This window comes from Halomonas sp. NCCP-2165 (assembly GCF_023708045.1).
Lineage (GTDB): Bacteria > Pseudomonadota > Gammaproteobacteria > Pseudomonadales > Halomonadaceae > Bisbaumannia > Bisbaumannia pacifica.
The window spans coordinates 1-17688 of the sequence record NZ_BRCY01000032.1 but is presented as its reverse complement, the minus strand read 5'-3'; the positions used below and the strand labels follow the sequence as shown (position 1 = coordinate 17688).

At 68.4% G+C, this 17688-nt stretch carries 17 protein-coding genes and 1 pseudogene; 11 read left to right on the top strand and 7 right to left on the bottom strand.

The features are described from left to right. Nucleotides 1-54: 54 nt before the first annotated feature. Nucleotides 55-1941, top strand: a complete 1887-nt coding sequence (locus NFU04_RS14070) for a methyl-accepting chemotaxis protein (protein WP_251310071.1) — start codon at nucleotides 55-57, stop codon at nucleotides 1939-1941. Continuing rightward, nucleotides 1931-4054, top strand: a complete 2124-nt coding sequence (locus NFU04_RS14065) for a methyl-accepting chemotaxis protein (protein ID WP_251310070.1) — start codon at nucleotides 1931-1933, stop codon at nucleotides 4052-4054. The genes NFU04_RS14070 and NFU04_RS14065 overlap by 11 nt, the downstream gene beginning before the upstream one ends. Before the next feature lie 217 nt (nucleotides 4055-4271). On the opposite strand, the gene NFU04_RS14060 is transcribed toward NFU04_RS14065, so the two are convergent. Further along, the gene (locus NFU04_RS14060) at nucleotides 4272-5198 is read right to left on the bottom strand and encodes a LysR family transcriptional regulator (RefSeq protein ID WP_251310069.1); all 927 of its coding nucleotides are present in this window, start codon (nucleotides 5196-5198) and stop codon (nucleotides 4272-4274) included. Between the two features lie 151 nt (nucleotides 5199-5349). On the opposite strand from NFU04_RS14060, the gene NFU04_RS14055 reads away from it, so the two are divergent. Continuing rightward, on the top strand, nucleotides 5350-6126 hold the full coding sequence (locus tag NFU04_RS14055; RefSeq protein WP_251310068.1) for a ferredoxin--NADP reductase: 777 nt from the start codon (nucleotides 5350-5352) through the stop codon (nucleotides 6124-6126). Nucleotides 6127-6264: 138 nt separating this feature from the next. On the opposite strand, the gene glnK is transcribed toward NFU04_RS14055, so the two are convergent. The 3 genes from glnK to NFU04_RS14040 all read right to left on the bottom strand — a co-directional run bounded on the left by glnK (nucleotide 6265) and on the right by NFU04_RS14040 (nucleotide 8421). Beyond that, complete coding sequence (gene glnK, locus NFU04_RS14050; protein WP_146801703.1) at nucleotides 6265-6603, bottom strand: P-II family nitrogen regulator; 339 nt, start codon at nucleotides 6601-6603, stop codon at nucleotides 6265-6267. A 103-nt stretch (nucleotides 6604-6706) separates the two neighbouring features. Next, nucleotides 6707-8029: an ammonium transporter gene (locus NFU04_RS14045; protein ID WP_251310067.1), complete on the bottom strand. Its 1323-nt coding sequence runs from the start codon at nucleotides 8027-8029 to the stop codon at nucleotides 6707-6709. Between the two features lie 53 nt (nucleotides 8030-8082). Then, a complete protein-coding gene (locus NFU04_RS14040; protein WP_198058071.1) occupies nucleotides 8083-8421 on the bottom strand; it encodes a P-II family nitrogen regulator in 339 nt (112 codons plus the stop codon). A 274-nt stretch (nucleotides 8422-8695) separates the two neighbouring features. On the opposite strand from NFU04_RS14040, the gene NFU04_RS14035 reads away from it, so the two are divergent. Together NFU04_RS14035 and NFU04_RS14030 are read left to right on the top strand one after the other, a co-directional pair. Continuing rightward, entirely contained in the window at nucleotides 8696-9034 is a 339-nt protein-coding gene (locus NFU04_RS14035) for an accessory factor UbiK family protein (RefSeq protein WP_251310066.1), read from the top strand. 60 nt (nucleotides 9035-9094) lie between these two features. Then, entirely contained in the window at nucleotides 9095-10603 is a 1509-nt protein-coding gene (locus tag NFU04_RS14030) for a YifB family Mg chelatase-like AAA ATPase (protein WP_251310065.1), read from the top strand. Between the two features lie 21 nt (nucleotides 10604-10624). Here the strand turns inward: NFU04_RS14030 and NFU04_RS14025 are convergent, their stop codons facing one another. Beyond that, a complete protein-coding gene (locus NFU04_RS14025; protein ID WP_251310064.1) occupies nucleotides 10625-11107 on the bottom strand; it encodes a hypothetical protein in 483 nt (160 codons plus the stop codon). Further along, nucleotides 11104-12060, bottom strand: coding sequence for an alpha/beta hydrolase (locus NFU04_RS14020; protein ID WP_251310063.1), 957 nt, complete (start codon nucleotides 12058-12060; stop codon nucleotides 11104-11106). The genes NFU04_RS14025 and NFU04_RS14020 overlap by 4 nt, the downstream gene beginning before the upstream one ends. A 216-nt stretch (nucleotides 12061-12276) precedes the next feature. Here NFU04_RS14020 and NFU04_RS14015 point away from each other — a divergent pair, with 216 nt between their 5' ends. Both NFU04_RS14015 and NFU04_RS14010 read left to right on the top strand, forming a co-directional pair. Beyond that, complete coding sequence (locus NFU04_RS14015; protein ID WP_251310062.1) at nucleotides 12277-14457, top strand: malate synthase G; 2181 nt, start codon at nucleotides 12277-12279, stop codon at nucleotides 14455-14457. A gap of 147 nt (nucleotides 14458-14604) precedes the next feature. After that, nucleotides 14605-15018, top strand: a complete 414-nt coding sequence (locus tag NFU04_RS14010; protein WP_251310061.1) for a PaaI family thioesterase — start codon at nucleotides 14605-14607, stop codon at nucleotides 15016-15018. Here NFU04_RS14010 and NFU04_RS14005 read toward each other — a convergent pair. Then, nucleotides 15015-15419: a DUF423 domain-containing protein gene (locus tag NFU04_RS14005; RefSeq protein WP_251310060.1), complete on the bottom strand. Its 405-nt coding sequence runs from the start codon at nucleotides 15417-15419 to the stop codon at nucleotides 15015-15017. The two genes, NFU04_RS14010 and NFU04_RS14005, sit on opposite strands and share 4 nt — an antisense overlap. A 99-nt stretch (nucleotides 15420-15518) precedes the next feature. Here NFU04_RS14005 and thiS point away from each other — a divergent pair, with 99 nt between their 5' ends. The 4 genes and pseudogenes from thiS to NFU04_RS13985 all read left to right on the top strand — a co-directional run. Further along, nucleotides 15519-15719, top strand: coding sequence for a sulfur carrier protein ThiS (thiS, locus tag NFU04_RS14000; protein WP_195861346.1), 201 nt, complete (start codon nucleotides 15519-15521; stop codon nucleotides 15717-15719). Nucleotides 15720-15787: 68 nt separating this feature from the next. Next, nucleotides 15788-16585: a thiazole synthase gene (locus tag NFU04_RS13995; protein WP_251310059.1), complete on the top strand. Its 798-nt coding sequence runs from the start codon at nucleotides 15788-15790 to the stop codon at nucleotides 16583-16585. Nucleotides 16586-16612: 27 nt separating this feature from the next. After that, nucleotides 16613-17359, top strand: a complete 747-nt coding sequence (trmB, locus tag NFU04_RS13990; protein WP_251310058.1) for a tRNA (guanosine(46)-N7)-methyltransferase TrmB — start codon at nucleotides 16613-16615, stop codon at nucleotides 17357-17359. Nucleotides 17360-17389: 30 nt separating this feature from the next. Further along, a pseudogene (locus NFU04_RS13985) lies at nucleotides 17390-17491 on the top strand (tRNA (guanosine(46)-N7)-methyltransferase TrmB); the annotation flags it as partial. Nucleotides 17492-17688 lie beyond the last annotated feature (197 nt).

Sequence of the window (17688 nt, the reverse complement as noted above, 5' to 3'; positions counted from 1 at the left end):
GCACCTGTGGGGTGGCGTTGATAACAACTCCCCGACCCGACGAGCGAGACCCGCATGTTGACATCCCTGCGAACCCGCATCCTGATCGCCGCCGTGGTGGTCATCACCCTGGCGTTGGTGATCAATGGCATCGCCAGCTACTTTACCCTGCAGTCCCATAACGAACGCCAGATCGCGCAACAGCTCGATGCCACCGCCGAGGGCCATGCCCAGGCCGTCGGCGAGTGGGTCGAGGCGCGCCTGGCCATGGCCGCCGCCGCCGAGGGGGCCGCCTTCGGCGACGCCCCCCTGGCCTCGCTCCAGCAACTGGCCGCCTCCGGCGGGTTCCTGTCCACTTATGTGGCCGATCCCCGCAGTGGCGACATGGTGACCTCCGATGGCTGGGTGCCCCCCGCCGACTACGACCCCCGGGTGCGGCCCTGGTATCGGCGGTCCGAGGCGGTCGGTGACACCGTCGTCACCCTGCCCTATGTGGATGCCAATACCGGCCAACTGGTGGTGACCATCGCCCACCCCTTCTACCAGGGGGGGCGTCTGGAAGCCGTGCTGGGCGGTGATATCGTCATCGATACCATCGTCGAGGGGGTGGCCGAGATCCGGCCTTCGCCGGAGAGCTTCGCCTTCCTGGTGGCCGGCGACGGTACCCTGATCGCCCACCCGGACCCCAGCCTGGCGCTGGAGCCCTCCACGCGCCTTAACCCGACCCTGGATACCGCCTTCCTGGAGGAGCTGGCCGGTGCCGAGGCGCCGCCGGCGCTGAGCCTGGAGGGGCGGGATCGGCTGCTGGGCAGCCGTGGCATCGCCGGCACCGACTGGCAACTGGTGGTGGCCCTGGACGAACACGAGGCCACCGCCGGCCTGCGAGCGATCCTCGGCACCTCGGCCCTGACCCTGGTGCTGGTGGCCCTGGGGGCGGTGCTGGTGCTGGGGGCCCTGCTCAAGGTGGTGTTCCGCCGCCTGCAACTGGCCCGGGATGCCATGCAGGACGTGGCCAGCGGCGAGGGCGACCTGACCCGGCGTCTGCCGGAGGAGGGCCAGGACGAGGTGGCACAGATCGCCCAGGCCTTCAATCGCTTCGTGGCCAAGATGGAGGCGGTGATGCTGACCATTCGCGACAGCAGCGAGTCGGTGCGCATCGCCGCCAACGAGATCGCCAGCGGCGGCCAGGACCTGTCCCGGCGCACCGATAGCGCCGCCTCCAGCCTGCAGCAGACCTCCGCCTCCATGGAGGAGATCACCGGCACCGTGGCGCAGACCGCCGATTCCGCCCAGCAGGCCAACCAGCTGGCGCTCTCCGCCTCCCGGGTGGCGGCCCGGGGCGGCGAGGTGGTGGGCGAAGTGGTCACCACCATGGACGCCATCGGCGACTCCTCGCGGCAGATCGCCGAGATCGTCAACGTGATGGACGGCATCGCCTTCCAGACCAACCTGCTGGCGCTCAACGCCTCGGTGGAGGCGGCACGGGCCGGCGAGCAGGGCCGCGGCTTCGCGGTGGTGGCCGGCGAGGTACGCAACCTGGCCAGCCGCTCGGCCTCCGCGGCCCAGGAGATCAAGGCGCTGATCGAGGCCTCGGACAGCCGGGTCAAGGACGGCACCAGCCTGGTGGCCCAGGCCGGCGAGACCATGCAGGAGATCGTCGCCAGCGTGACCCGGGTCACCGACGTGCTGGGCGAGATCAACGCCGCCGCCGGCGAGCAGCGCGACGGCATTGGCCAGGTCAATGTGGCGGTCACCGAGCTGGACGGCATGACCCAGCAGAACGCCGCCCTGGTGGAGGAGTCCACCACCGCCGCCGAACGGCTCAAGGAGCAGGCCGATCGCCTGGCCCAGGCCGTCGGCGCCTTTACCCTTTCCCAGTCAGCCGCCTCCGACCCAATGAGCCTGCCCAGGGCCTCGGCGGAGACGGCGTCTTCTCAGGAGTTGGAGCACCATGCATTTTAAATCTCTGCGCTGGTTCGTGGTGACCCTGGCCGGCGCCTGCCTGCTGGTGGTGGCCCTGGCCCTGGTGGCCTATGCGCTGATCGCCTCGTCGCGTACCCAGCAGACGGTGGCGACCCATACCCAGGGGTTGCTGGAGGGCGCCGTCGATGAGCGCCTGGCGGTACTGGCCGAGTCCCAGGCGGTGGAAGTACAGCGGCGCCTCGAGGAGCCACTGCGTGTCGCCGAGATGCTCGCCCAGACCAATGCCCTGATGGGGCGTGAAGACGCCCAGGGGCGGCCCCTGCTGTGGATGGACCGGGACGAGCTCTCCACCCTGTTGCGCGAGACCCTGGCGGCCTACCCCGACCTGGTCGACGTCTATATCGGCTGGGAGCCCGATGCCTTCGACGTGGATCGTTTCCATGCGGGGCGCGAGGCGGATGGCTACGAGGCGGAGACGGGCCGCTACATGCCCTGGTGGTACCGGGACGCCGATGGTGCCATCGACGTGCTGCCACTGGGCGATATGGAGAGCGAGGCGCTGCTGCCCAGTGGTATCCGCGAGGGGGAGTATTACCTCTGCGTGCGGGAGAACGAGGCGCCCTGCATCATCGACCCGGCCGCCTACGAGTTCGGCGACCAGACCCTGATGGTCACCTCCTTCAATGTGCCGGTGATGGTGGACGGGGACTTCCGCGGCGTGGCCGGTGCCGACCTCTCGGTGGACTTTATCCAGGGCCTGCTGGAGGCGGCCAATGCCGAGCTCTACGACGGCGCCGGCGAGATGGCCCTGGTGGCCGCCGGCGGCGGCGTGGTGGCCCATACCGGGGCGGCCGAGCGTCTCGGCGAACCCGCCGCGGCGGTGATGGGCGAGCGGGTGGCCGGGCATCTGGCCGCCGCCCGGCGCGATGGCGAGATGGTCGGCGTCGAGGCCGATGGCCTGCTGGAGCGCTACCTGCCGTTTCGCATCGGCGATACCCCGACCCAGTGGACCCTGGCCATTCGCCTGCCGGAGTCGGCGGTGCTGGCCGAGCTCAATGCCCTGCAGGGCGTGCTCGCCGAGCAGCGCCGCCACGACGCCCTGGGCATGAGCCTGGTGGGGGCCCTGCTGGCGGCCCTGGGGCTGCTGGCCCTGGCCTGGGTCGGCGGGCGTATCGCCCGGCCGCTGCGTGAATTGGCGGGCCGCATGCAGGAGATCGCCTCCGGCGATGGCGACCTGACCCAGCGCCTGCCGGTGAAGGGCCGCGACGAGGGGGCCCAGCTGGCCACCCAGTTCAACGCCTTCGCCGACAAGATCCACGATGTGCTGGTCGAGGTGCGCCACAGCAGCGAATCGGTGCGCGTCGCCGCCAACGAGATCGCCAGCGGCGGTCAGGATCTGTCGCGGCGCACCGATAGCGCCGCCTCCAGCCTGCAGCAGACCTCCGCCTCCATGGAGGAGATCACCGGCACCGTGGCGCAGACCGCCGATTCCGCCCAACAGGCCAACCAGCTGGCGCTCTCCGCCTCCCGGGTGGCGGCCCGGGGCGGCGAGGTGGTGGGCGAAGTGGTCACCACCATGGACGCCATCGGCGACTCCTCGCGGCAGATCGCCGAGATCGTCAACGTGATGGACGGCATCGCCTTCCAGACCAACCTGCTGGCGCTCAATGCCTCGGTGGAGGCGGCGCGAGCCGGCGAGCAAGGCCGCGGCTTCGCGGTGGTGGCCGGCGAGGTACGCAACCTGGCCAGCCGCTCGGCCTCCGCGGCCCAGGAGATCAAGGCGCTGATCGAGGCCTCGGACAGCCGGGTCAAGGATGGCACCAGCCTGGTGGCCCAGGCCGGCGAGACGATGCAGGAGATCGTCGCCAGCGTGACCCGGGTCACCGACGTGCTGGGCAAGATCAACGCCGCCGCCGGCGAGCAGCGCGACGGCATCGGCCAGGTCAATGTGGCGGTCACCGAGCTGGACGGCATGACTCAGCAGAACGCCGCCCTGGTGGAGGAGTCCACCACCGCCGCCGGCCATCTCCAGGAGCAGGCGGACCGCCTGGCCGCGATCGTCGGCGGCTTTACCCTGCGCATGGAGGCCCCGTCGGCGGCAGCGCTGGCGGCCCCCGAGGAGGCGCCACGGCGGCTCCCCGAGCCGGCCTGATCCTAGGTGGGTTTAGTGCCTGATCGGCTGGCCTAGTTGGGATGGCTAAGGGGCGCTGGGGGCAGGTCGGAGCAAAGCGTCTTTTTCAGGGACGAAAAAGTCGAGCGTCCAGGGAAGGATTCACAGCGTCTTTGCGGAGTGCCTGCCCCCAGGAAAGCCCCGGGCCTCAATGGGAAGGACGACGATAATCATTCGCCTGGGGCTCGATTTCTTGCGCTCAGGGGTAATAGGGCAGGGCGATCTGGTCGCTGCGCTCGACGCCCTCGGTCAACTGCCGACACAGCTTGAGGAACTCGCGCATCCCGGTGGTCAGGTACTTGTGACGGTGCCAGATAAAGGCGAACTGGCGGCGCAGGTCCAGCTCCGGGGTGGTGATGGGCACCAGGCTGCCGCGGCGGAAGGCGTCGCGCAGCGCCAGCCGCGATACACAGCCGATGCCCAGCCCCGACTCCACGGCGCGCTTGATGCCCTCGGTATGCTCCAGTTCCAGCAGGGTATTGAAGCGCCCGCGGCGATGACGGGCGGCGTGCTCCAGGGTCAGGCGGGTGCCGGAGCCCGGCTCGCGCATGATCCAGGCCTCGCGCATCAGCCGCTCCAGGGGCACCGCCTCGCCCCCCGCCAAAGGATGCTCGGGGCCGCAGAACACCACCAGCTCGTCCTCCACCCAGGACTGCATCACCAGGTCCTCGTGCTGACAATCCCCCTCGATCAGCCCCAGGTCCAGCTCGTGCTGGACGATACGCTCGATAATGCTCTGGGTATTGCGTACCGAGAGGCGCACCCGGCTGCCCGGATGGCGCTGCATGAAATCGCCGATCAGCAGGGTGGCCAGGTAGTTGCCGATGGTCAGGGTGGCGCCCACGTCCAGGGAGCCGACGCCGTGCTGGCCGCGCAGCAGCTCCTCGATCTCCTCGGCGCGGTCGAGCAGCGCCACCGCCTTGGGCAGCAACTGGAAGCCCAGGGCATTGAGCTTGAGGCGCTTGCCGATACGGTCCAGCAGCTGACAGTCGAACTGGCGCTCCAGCTCCGCCAGGGCGGTGCTGGCCGCCGACTGGGAGAGGGCCAGGACACGGGCCGCCCGGGAGACGCTCTCGTGCTGGGCCACGGCCACGAAGACCTCTAACTGACGCAGGGTATAGCGCATGGTCGATTCACTCGGCGGACTCGTTTATCTGTATTATAGATAAGCTTTATCCATACAATCCATTTAACAGATATGAGGCCGGCTCTTAGAATTAGCACAAAGATCAGCTTGGTCGCCTTATGCGCTAATCGAATATGAGAAGGAGTCGGTCGTGAGCAAGTTTGCCTCGGAAGAAGTCTTGAGCGTCCACCACTGGAACGACACCCTGTTCAGCTTCCGCACCACCCGGGAGCGTAGCCTGCGCTTCAAGAATGGCCAGTTCGTGATGATCGGCCTGGAAGTGGACGGCAAGCCGCTGATGCGCGCCTACTCCATCGCCAGCCCCAACTACGAGGATCACCTGGAGTTCTTCAGCATCAAGGTGCCGGACGGCCCCCTGACCTCGCGGCTCCAGCACCTCAAGGTGGGCGACCATATCATGGTCAGCCGCAAGCCCACCGGCACCCTGGTCACCGACGACCTGCTGCCGGGGCGCAACCTCTACTTCCTGTCGACGGGCACCGGCCTCGCGCCCTTTATGAGCCTGATCCAGGACCCCGAGGTCTACGAGCGCTTCGAGAAGATCGTGCTTGTACACGGCGTGCGTACCGTCAGCGAGCTGGCCTACGCCGACTTCATCACCAAGGAACTGCCGGCCCACGAGTACCTGGGCGAGGAGATCAGCGAGAAGCTGGTCTACTACCCCACCGTGACCCGGGAAGAGTTCCACACCATGGGCCGCCTCACCGACCATATCCGCAACGGCAAGCTGTTCGAGGATACCGGCCTGCCGCCCATCGATCCCAAGCAGGATCGCGCCATGATCTGCGGCAGCCCGGCCATGCTCGACGAGACCAGCGCCCTGCTCGACGACCTGGGCTTCAAGATCTCCCCGCGCATGGGTGAGCCCGGCGACTATGTGATCGAGCGCGCCTTCGTCGAGAAGTAATTCCCGGCGGCGCCGGGAGCCGTCCGGACTGCGTCCGGAGCTCGAAGCCTTAAGCTTGAAGCTGGAAGAAAATCGCCCCCATGGCCTAGCCATGGGGGCGATTTATATTAGGCTGTTTTCCAGCTTCCAGCTTCCAGCTTATACGGCGTCCTTGTCGGTTTCGCCGGTACGAATCCGGATCACCTGCTCCAGGGCGGAGACGAAGATCTTGCCGTCGCCGATCTTCCCGGTATTGGCCACCTGAGTAATCGCATCGATCACCTGCTCGGCCATGGCGTCGTCCACGGCCACTTCCAGCTTCACCTTGGGCAGGAAGTCGACCACGTACTCGGCGCCCCGGTAGAGCTCGGTGTGGCCCTTCTGCCGACCGAAGCCCTTGACCTCGGTGACGGTGATGCCCTGTACGCCGATCTCGGAAAGTGCCTCGCGAACGTCGTCGAGCTTGAACGGCTTGATGATGGCGGTCACCAGCTTCATGGTCTGTCTCCTCGCATCTAAGGGTCGGTCGGCGGTTGCCGGTCTTGGCACAAGCATACACCAAGAAAAAAGGCCCCCGAAGGGGCCAGGGGAGCACGCCAGCTCACTCGGTTCGCGTCGACAGACGCGCTGATTGGCTCAGGCCGTCGTTCTGGGGGCGGCCGCTGCCACCGCCACGCACCTTGGCGACGGTGAATTCGGGGTAGGCCTCCAGGCCGCACTCGGCCAGGTCGACGCCCTCATACTCTTCTTCCTCGCTGACCCGCAGGCCCATCGCCGCCTTGATGATCAGCCACACGGCCAGGCTGGCCAGGAAGACCCAGACGAAGATGCCGATGATGCCGAGGATCTGGGCGCCGAAGGTGGCGTCACCATTGGTCAGCGGCACCGCCAGCAGGCCCCAGATGCCCACCACGCCGTGCACGGAGATGGCACCCACCGGGTCGTCGATCTTCAGCTTGTCCAGGCCGACGATGGCGGCCACCACGATGGCGCCGCCCAGGCCGCCGATCAGGGTCGCGCCCAGGGCGGAGGGCGCCAGGGGCTCGGCGGTGATGGCCACCAGGCCGGCCAGGGCGCCGTTCAGGGCCATGGTCAGGTCGGCCTTGCGGAACCACAGCTTGGCGATGATCAGGGCGGCAATCACCCCGCCGGCGGCGGCGGCGTTGGTGTTGACCAGCACCTGGGCCACGTTGTTGGCGGAGTCCACGTCGGAGACCTTCAACTCGGAGCCGCCGTTGAAGCCGAACCAGCCCATCCACAGGATAAAGGTGCCCAGGGTGGCCAGGGGCATATTGGCGCCGGGGATGGCGTAGATGCTGCCGTCCTTGCCGTACTTGCCCTTGCGCGGACCGAGGATCAGTACGCCGGCCAGCGCGGCGGCGGCGCCCGCCATGTGCACGATGCCGGAGCCGGCGAAGTCGGAGAAGCCGGCGGCGGAGAGCCAGCCACCGCCCCAGGTCCAGTAGCCGGAGACCGGATAGATGACGCCGGTCATCACCACGGCGAAGGCCAGGAAGGCCCACAGCTTCATGCGCTCGGCCACGGCCCCGGAGACGATGGACATGGCGGTGGCCACGAACACCACCTGGAAGAAGTAGTCGGCACGCAGGGAGTAGTAGGGGGCGTCATCGCCACCGGCCAGCACCGCGTCCGCGCTGTTCTCGCCGCCCAGCAGGAAGCCGAGGCTGGGCAGCACGCCGCCCTCGCTGCTGGAGTACATCAGGGTGTAGCCCACCAGCAGGTACATGGTGCAGGCGATGGCGAACAGCGCGATGTTCTTGGTCAGGATCTCGGCGGTGTTCTTGGAGCGCACCAGGCCCGCCTCGAGCATGGAGAAGCCGGCGGCCATCCACATCACCAGGACGCCGCAGATCAGGAAATAGAAGGTGTCGAGCGCGTAACTCAGCTCTACTAGATCGGTCATGGTCGTAACTCCTGAGCCAGTCGGGCTGGCTGGAAGGGGAAAGAGGGGCGAACTCAGACGGCGTCGGCGCCACGCTCACCGGTGCGAATACGGATCACGTCCTCCAGGCTGGTGACGAACAGCTTGCCGTCACCGATCTTGCCGCTGTTGGCGGCGCCACGGATGGCGTCCAGCACCGTCTCGACGCGGGCATCGTCGACGGCCACCTCGACCTTGACCTTGGGCAGGAAGTCGACGACATATTCGGCGCCGCGGTACAGCTCGGTATGGCCCTTCTGGCGGCCGAAGCCCTTGACCTCGGTGACGGTGATGCCCTGAACGCCGTTGTCGGCCAGGGCCTCGCGGACGTCGTCGAGCTTGAAGGGCTTGATGATGGCGGTGATGAGTTTCATCCCGGTCTCCCTACAGCGAAGTTGTCATTGGCGTGCAGCAGGCGACTGCCTGCCTTAGCTAGTGCGTAAAGCATGCCAACTGTAGGTTTTTTCCTTGTAAAGCAGTCGCCTGTCTGGCTCTTGTGGCGCCGGGGGGACGATAATGGCGCGCCGGGATGCACCAGGCTGGTGCTCGCCGTCCGGGGTGGTGCATCCTCGCGGCGCATGCGTGATGGCCGTGGCTTGCGTATCCTGTAGGGCAGTTCATGGCGTTTTTTTCAGGAGTCGATCGGCGATGATCAACAACGAGCGAATCGGGCGTCTCGCCCAGCAACTGGGCGAGCGCCTGCAGGGGGCCTCCCAGGCCCCGGAGGAGCTGCAACGCAGCGTGCAGCAGGTGGTCAAGGGCGCCTTCGATCGCCTGGAGCTGGTCTCCCGGGAAGATTTCGACATCCTGATGGAGGTGCTGCAGCGCACCCGCTCCCGGGTCGAGGCCCTGGAGGGGCAGGTGGCCGAACTGGAGCGCCTGCTCCAGGCGCGGCTGGAGGCGGAGGCGCGGGATGCCTCACCCTCGCCGGCGGCGGAAGACGCCGGCGGTGGCGAGACGCAGGACGAGACGCCACCCCGGGCCTGAGTGTCGTCCTGGCGTCCCTGAGCTAGGGTTAAGGAATTCTCGACTACTCAGGGACGAGTCATGACGCTGGCCATCGTTACCACCCGTGCCGCCCTGGGGCTGGAGGCCCCGGAGGTGCGGGTGGAGGTGCATCTGGCCAATGGCCTGCCCGGCATTACCCTGGTGGGATTGCCGGAGACCGCCGTTCGCGAGAGCCGCGAGCGGGTGCGTAGCGCCCTGCTCAATGCCAACTTCGAGTTTCCCACCACCCGCCGCATTACCCTCAACCTGGCCCCCGCCGATCTGCCCAAGGAGGGCGGGCGCTTCGACCTGCCCATCGCCCTGGGCATCCTCGCCGCCTCCGGCCAGCTGCCCGCCGACGCCCTGGCCGACCTGGAGAGCCTGGGAGAACTGGCCCTGGATGGTCGCCTCTGTCCGGTGGGCGGGGTGCTGCCGGCGGCCCTGGCGGCCAAGCGCGCCGGGCGGCGGCTGATCCTGCCCCGGGAGAATGCCGCCGAGGCGGCCCTGGTGCAGGGCCTGGAAGTCCTGCCGGCAGCGCATCTGCTGGAAGTGGCGGCGCACCTCTGGGGGCGCGAGCCGCTGACGCCCCAGCCCCCCAGCCAGCCCGAGCCGGCGTGTCTCGAGGTCGCCGACCTGGCCGAGGTGCGCGGCCAGCCCCAGGCCCGTCGCGCCCTGGAGGTGGCCGCCGCCGGTGGCCACAACCTGCTCTTCGTGGGGCCGCCGGGCAGCGGCAAGACCCTGCTGGCCAGTCGTCTGCCGGGCATCCTGCCGCCCCTGGACGAGGACGAGGCGCTGGCGCTGGCGGCGATCCGCTCGGTGGCGGGGGAAGCGCCGCTCGAGGGGTGGGGCATTCGACCCTTTCGTGCGCCCCACCATACCGCCAGCGCCGCGGCCCTGGTGGGGGGCGGCTCCTCGCCGCGCCCCGGCGAGGTCTCCCTGGCGCACCATGGCGTGCTCTTCCTCGACGAGCTGCCGGAGTTCAACCGCAGCGTGCTGGAGGTGCTGCGTCAGCCCCTCGAGTCGGGGCGGGTGGACCTGGCCCGGGCCAGGGTGACTCGCCGCTACCCGAGTCGCTTCCAGTTGGTGGCGGCCATGAACCCCTGTCCGTGCGGCTTCCTGGGCGATGCCCGCCGCGACTGCCACTGCACGACGGGGCAGGTACAGCGCTACCAGTCACGCCTCTCGGGGCCCCTGCTCGACCGTATCGATCTGCAGGTCGAGGTGCCGGCCCTGCCCGCCGAGCAGCTGACGGCGGCGACGACGGCGGAGACCTCGGCACGGGTGCGGGAGCGGGTGGTGGCAGCCCGGGGGCGTCAGCGGGAGCGGGGCGGCCTCAATGCCGCCCTCCCCGTGGCGGCCCTGGAGGCGGCCTGTGCGCTGAGCACGGCGGATCGTGCCTGGCTGGCCCAGAGCCTGGAGCGGCTACATCTCTCGGCCCGGGCCTATCATCGGGTACTGCGGGTGGCCCTGACCCTGGCGGACCTGGAGGGGCTCGGGCGTCCCGGCCGCGATCAGTTGCTGGAGGCCATCGGCTATCGGCAGCTGGAGCGTCTATTGGGTCGCCAGTAAGGCGTGACGCGTCGGTAATGACTAAAGGGCATCGGCATCGAAGGCGCCGCTGAGGGTTCGCTCCCAGCGTGGCCGGGTGTCACCCGGCCGCCGCAGGCCAAGCTCCAGCCGGTAGGGGAGCAGGGCGCGGTCCGAGAGCCGCAGCTCGGGGCCGTCGGCCGCCAGGCGCGCATCCAGCAGCCACTGGCCGGCGGGAGTCGCCGCCTGGCTGGCCTGCGGCTGCCAGTCGATCACCTGGGGGCCATCCGGGTAGGCCAGCAGGGCCCGGGTCAGGCTCTCGGCGAAGCGCTCGGCACCGATGGGCAGGGCGCTATCCACCTCGGTGCTGGACAGCAGCAAGACGATCTCTCGGGCCTCGAGCTCCCAGGCCGGCTCCTCCATCAGCAGCCGGCTGGCGTCCTCGCCGAGCCCCAGCAGCGCCTGACGCAGCTGGGTGGGACGATCCGGCGGGCTGGCGCAGGCCGTCAGCAAGGTGAGCGTCAGCAGTATCGCCAGGCGTCTCATCGGGGGGACTCGCGACGGGCCAGGAAGCCGTCCAGTTCATCGAACAGCGTCTCGCGGATCGGCGCCGTCTCGTTGACCAGATGATGGCGAGCCTCCGGATGGCGATGAATCTCGGCGTCGGGGAACTTGCGCGCCAGGATATCCAGGTTCCACTGCCAGTCCACCGTCAGGTCCTGCTCGCCTTGCAGGATCAACACCGGCAGTTGCGCCGGCGGTAGCGCCAGCAGGCGCGGGATCCAGCGTCGCATGGCGCTGATCCAGTTGACCGAGAGGCGATCCGGCTGCAGGGGGTCCTGGTCGCGGAGGAAGGCGGTGAAGTCCGCATCATTGGAGTTGGCCCGGTACTTGCGCGGCAGGCTGCGGATAAAGGGGCTGGCCACCAGGTGCAGCCAGCTGGACTGGTTCCAGCCCCAGGGGCGTACCAGGGGCGCCAGCAGGGCCAGGCCGGCCCACTGGCTCTCGGCCTGACGGTCGAGGGCGTCGGTGGCGAGGACGGCGGCGCCGGTGCTCTGGCCGATCCCCACCCAGGGGCGCGGGGCCAGGCCTTCCAGGCTGAGGCGCCGTTGCAGGGCGGCCAGGCAGCGTCCGTAGTCGTCGAAGTCATCGATGCAGGCGCGTCGCCCGGTGGAGAGACCGTGGCCCGGCAGGTCCCAGAGCACCACCCGCCAGCCACCGTCCAGCAGGCGCTCCAGCAGGTGGCGATAGAGGCCCAGATGATCGAAATAGCCATGTACCACGAAGGCGGTGCCGCGAGGGTGGGGAGGGCTCCACACCTGGGTCCAGAGGCGGAAGGGATCGGCCTCGGTATAGCCCACATGCAGCCCGATGCGATCCTTGAGCAGCGGCATCAGGCGGTAGTGGACGAGATAGTCTTCCAGGTGCGGCATGGCCTGCGGTGTCTGGCCGGCAGGCGTGATGGGGCCCAGGGTGGTGAGGGGCGTGAAATCGGTCATGATGGCCTCCCGTCAGGCACCAATCCTAGCGTCATGAGCCCTCCCAGGCCATATTGCTGGCAGGGGGGATTCATCATTTGGTCGAGGCGGGCAGACCAGGCGCCCAAAATCGGGTAGCATATGGAAGGTATTTCCACAAATATATGCCGGTTTCGTATTTAAGATAACGACAAGCAGTCGGCGGTGCCGGCCGGCTGCAGCGCATCAGGAGGCCCCATGACCGACCGAGTCACTCGCCACCGTCTCCAGGTGGCCAGCGAGCTGGACCATTTCATCAATGAACAGGCCCTGCCGGGGTCAGGTATCGATGCCGAGGCCTTCTGGGCCGGCGTCGATGCACTCTTTCACGATTTGACCCCAAAGAACAGGGAATTGCTCGCCGAGCGCGAACGCCTGCAGCGCGAGCTGGATGGCTGGCATCGCGATAACCCGGGCCCGGTGCAGGATATGCCGGCCTATCGCCGCTTCCTCGCGGAGACCGGCTACCTGGCCGAGGTGCCGGCCGAGGTCAAGGTCAGCACCAGCAAGGTGGATGCCGAGCTGGCCACCCAGGCCGGCCCCCAGTTGGTGGTGCCGGTCAGCAATGCCCGTTATGCCCTCAACGCCGCCAATGCGCGCTGGGGCAGCCTCTATGATGCGCTCTATGGCACCGACGCCATCAGCGAAGCCGACGGCGCCGAGAAGGGCAAGACCTTCAACCCCAAGCGGGGAGCCAAGGTGGTCGCCTATGCCCGCGGCGTGCTGGATATCGCCGCGCCGCTGGCCACCGGTTCTCACCGCGAGGCGGTCAAGTATGTGATCCGTGATGGCCACCTGGTGGTGACCCTGGAAGGCGGTCGCGAAACCGGCCTCAAGGATGCCGGCAAGCTGGTGGGCTATCGTGGCGAGGCGGCCTCCCCCGAGGCGGTGCTGCTCGGTAACCATGGCCTGCACCTGGAGATCCAGTTCGATGCCGAGCACTTCATCGGCAAGGACGATCCGGCGCATATCAAGGACCTGCTGATGGAGGCGGCCCTCTCCGCCATCATGGACTGCGAGGACTCCGTGGCCGCGGTGGATGCCGAGGACAAGGTGGGCGTCTACCGCAACTGGCTGGGCCTGATGAAGGGCGACCTGGAAGAGCGTTTCGAAAAGGGTGGCAAGACGGTGGTGCGTCGCCTCAATCCGGATCGCCGCTACACCACCCCGGATGGCGGCAGCCTGAGCCTGCCGGGGCGTTCCCTGCTCTTCGTGCGCAACGTGGGTCACCTGATGACCACCCCGGCGGTGCTGGATGCCGAGGGCAACGAGGTGCCCGAGGGTATCCTCGACTGCGTGGTGACCAGCCTGATCGCCCTGCGCGACCTGCACAAGGGCGCCGACGAGCCGCGCAACTCCCGGGAGGGTTCCGTCTATATCGTCAAGCCGAAGATGCACGGTCCCCGGGAAGTGGCCTTCGCCAACGAGCTGTTCGGTCGCGTCGAAGACCTGCTGGGCATGCCCCGCGATACCCTGAAGATGGGCATCATGGACGAGGAGCGCCGCACCTCCACCAACCTCAAGGCATGCATCCATGCCGCCGCCTCCCGGGTGGTGTTTATCAACACCGGCTTCCTCGATCGCACCGGCGACGAGATGCATACCGTGATGGAGGCGGGCCCCATGGTGCGCAAGGGCGACATGAAGCATGCCGCCTGGATCCAGGCCTATGAGCGGAATAACGTCCAGATCGGCCTGGCCTGTGGCCTGCGCGGTCGCGCCCAGATCGGCAAGGGCATGTGGGCCATGCCGGACCTGATGGCCGCCATGCTGGAGCAGAAGGTGGCCCAGCCCAAGGCCGGTGCCAACACCGCCTGGGTGCCGTCGCCCACCGCCGCGACCCTGCATGTACTGCATTACCATCAGGTCGATGTCCAGGCGGTGCAGCGCGAGCTGGAGAGCCAGGGCGAGCCCGACTACCTGGACGATCTGCTGAGCGTGCCGGTGGCCGAGGCCCCGAACTGGTCCGATGACGAGATCCAGCAGGAACTCGACAACAACTGTCAGGGCATCCTCGGCTATGTGGTGCGCTGGGTCGAGCACGGCGTCGGCTGCTCCAAGGTGCCGGACATCCATGACGTGGGCCTGATGGAGGATCGCGCCACCCTGCGGATCTCCAGCCAGCACGTGGCCAACTGGCTGCACCATGGCGTGGTCAGCGCCGAACGGGTCCAGCAGACCCTGGAGCGCATGGCCAAGGTGGTGGACGAGCAGAACGCCGGCGACCCCGCCTACGTGCCCATGAGCCGCGACTTCGCCGCCTCCACCGCCTTCCAGGCGGCCAGCGAGCTGGTCTTCAAGGGCCTCGAGCAGCCCTCCGGCTACACCGAGCCGCTGCTGCACCACTGGCGGGCGGTGCACAAGGCGCGCGGCAACTAAGCCCCATCGGCCCTCCCGCTAGTACAACGCCCCGGCGGCCTCATGGCCCCGGGGCGTTGGTGGTTTCGGGCTGGGCCCGGGAGCGGCCTTGCGCTATCTTGTGGCGCAACGCTTGCCACCGTTTCGCCAGCCGCAGGGAGCGCCGCCATGACCGTGATGACCGCCGCCGCCATCGAGGAATTCCTCGACGAGGTCTTTCCCCAGCGCCAGGGCACCATCGAGGGCGTCGACGAGATGCGCGCCACCATGAGCCTGGCCATCGAGGACGAGCACCTCAGGCCCGGGGCCTGCGTCTCCGGGCCGACCCTGATGGGGCTGGCGGATGTCTGCCTCTATGTGGCCATCCTCGCCCAGGTGGGGCCGGAGCCCATGGCGGTGACCACCGACCTCAATTGCCACTTCCTGCGCCGCGCCCGGGGCGACCGCGACCTGATCGCCAATGCCCGCATCGTCAAGCTGGGGCGGCGCCTGGCGGTGGGCGAGGTGCAGCTCTTTTCCGCTGGGGAGGAGGGGCCGGTGGCCCTGGTGACCGCCACCTATGCGCTGCCGGACAGCGACTAGCGCCGCTCTCGGTCGCGCCCCGGGGCGGGCCCGGCGCGCAGCACGCAGGCCCCCAGGGCCAGCCAGCCGCCGATCATCGCCAGGCCGCCCAGGGGAGTGATCAGGCCCAGGCGGCCCAGGCCGCTCAGCGCCAGGGCATAGAGGGAGCCGGAGAAGAGCGCGATGCCCAGGGCCCAGAGCCCCAGCACCAGGCGCTGACCGGCCATCGGCATGGCGGCCCGCCAGGCCAGCACGCCGAGCATCGCCAGGGTGTGCCAGGCCTGATAGCGCACCCCGGTCTCGAAGGCCGCCAGCAGGCGCGGCGCCAGGCGACCCTCCAGGGCATGGGCGCCGAAGGCACCGGCGGCGACCAGCAGGGTCCCCGAGGCGGCCACCAGCAGCCACCAGTTGCGATCACGCATCGCTTGTCTCCCAACCATTCATGGCAGGCGCCACCGTACCCCGAGCGGGGCGAACAGGCTACAATATGGCCCCTGCCATCCTGCTATCGAGAGGACGCCATGCAGATCCAGCTCAATGGAGAACCCCAGCCGCTCGATGGCGAGGTGACGATCCAGCAACTGCTCGAGTCCCTGGGACTCGCCGGGCGGCGTATCGCCGTCGAGGTCAACGAAGAGATCGTCCCCCGCAGTATCCATGCCGAGACGCGCCTCGCCGAGGGCGATCGAGTCGAGATCGTGCACGCCATCGGCGGCGGCTAAGCCCGCGGCGTCCGTATTCGACGCCCCGACGCCCTGCGATCCCGCGGCCAATCGAGGAAACCAAACAGATGACTCAAGCACTCAGCGACCAGCCCTTCGTGGTGGCCGGCCGCCCCTTCAGCTCCCGCCTGCTGGTGGGAACCGGCAAGTACCAGGACTTCGACGAGACCGCGGCGGCCATCGACGCCAGCGGCGCCGAGATCGTCACCTTCGCCGTGCGGCGCACCAACCTGGGGCAGGATGCCTCGGCACCGAACCTGCTCGACGTGATCTCGCCGCAGCGCTATACCCTGCTGCCCAATACCGCCGGCTGCTACACCGCCAAGGACGCGGTGCGTACCTGCAAGCTGGCTCGGGAGCTGCTCGACGGCCATAACCTGGTCAAGCTCGAGGTACTGGGCGACGACACCACCCTCTATCCCAATGTGGTGGAGACCCTGAAGGCCGCCGAGGCGCTGCTGGCCGATGGCTTCGACGTCATGGTCTATACCAGCGACGATCCCATCGTGGCCAAGGAGCTGGAGCGCCTGGGCTGCTGCGCCATCATGCCCCTGGGCTCGCTGATCGGTTCCGGTCACGGCCTGCAGAACCCGCACAATACCCGCCTGATCGTGGAGCAGGCCGAGGTGCCGGTGCTGGTGGACGCGGGCATCGGTACCGCCTCCGACGCCGCCATGGCCATGGAGCTGGGCTGCGATGCGGTGCTGATGAATACCGCCATCGCCCATGCCCGCCAGCCGGTGCTGATGGCCCAGGCCATGAAGCAGGCGGTGGAAGCCGGGCGCCAGGCCTATCTGGCCGGGCGCATGCCGCGCCGCCAGAGCGCCGATCCCTCCTCGCCCTTCGCCGGCCGTATCAACGGCTGAGCCCGACCCAGGAATCGAACGAGGCGTATGAACGACGAACGTACCCCCGAGCCGGGCGCCGAGGCCGCCGGCGAGGCCAATCAGGACACGCTCTACAAGCGTGGAATCAAGAGCTATGTGCTGCGTGCCGGCCGCATGACCGGCGCCCAGACCCGTGGCCTGGAGGAGGTCTGGCCGCGGCTGGGACTGACCCTGGACGGCGGGCGCCTGGACCTGGACGCCCTCTTCGGTCGGCGGGCCCGCCGGGTGGTGGAGATCGGCTTCGGCATGGGTGCCTCCCTGATCGAGCAGGCCGAGACCCACCCGGATACCGACTTTATCGGCATCGAGGTGCATGCCCCCGGCGTCGGCAAGCTGCTCGACGAGGCCGACAAGCGGGGCCTGACCAACCTGCGGGTGTTCCGCGAGGATGCGGTGCGGGTGCTCGACGAGTGCTTCCCGGCGGACAGCATCGATACCCTGCAGCTGTTCTTCCCCGACCCCTGGCCGAAGAAGAAGCACCACAAGCGGCGCATCGTGCAGCCCGCCTTCGTGGAGCTGATTCGCCGCCGTCTCAAGGTGGGTGGCACCCTGCATATGGCCACCGACTGGGAGAACTATGCCGAGCATATGGCCGAGGTGATGGCGGCGGCGTCGGGCTACCGCAATACCGCCACCGCCGAGACCGCGCCCTATGTGCCGCGCCCCGAGTTCCGACCGTTGACCAAGTTCGAGGCTCGCGGCGAACGCCTGGGTCATGGCGTCTGGGACCTGATCTTCGCGCGCAGCGAGTAAGCGAAAACACCGGGCGCGGCCCTGTGCCGCGCCCCGGCTCTCCACCACCCCCGCCCGTTGACCCAGTTCGAGGCTCGCGGCGAACGCCTGGGTCACGGCGTCTGGGACCTGATTTTCGCGCGCAGCGAGTAAGCGATAGCGGGTAAGCGAAAACACCGGGCGCGGCCCCGTGCCGCGCCCCGGCTCTCCACCACCCCGCCCGCTGACCCAGTTCGAGGCTCGCGGCGAACGCCTGGGTCACGGTGTCTGGGATCTGATCTTCGCGCGCAGCGAGTAAGCGATAGCGAGTAAGCGAAAACACCGGGCGCGGCCCCGTGCCGCGCCCGGTG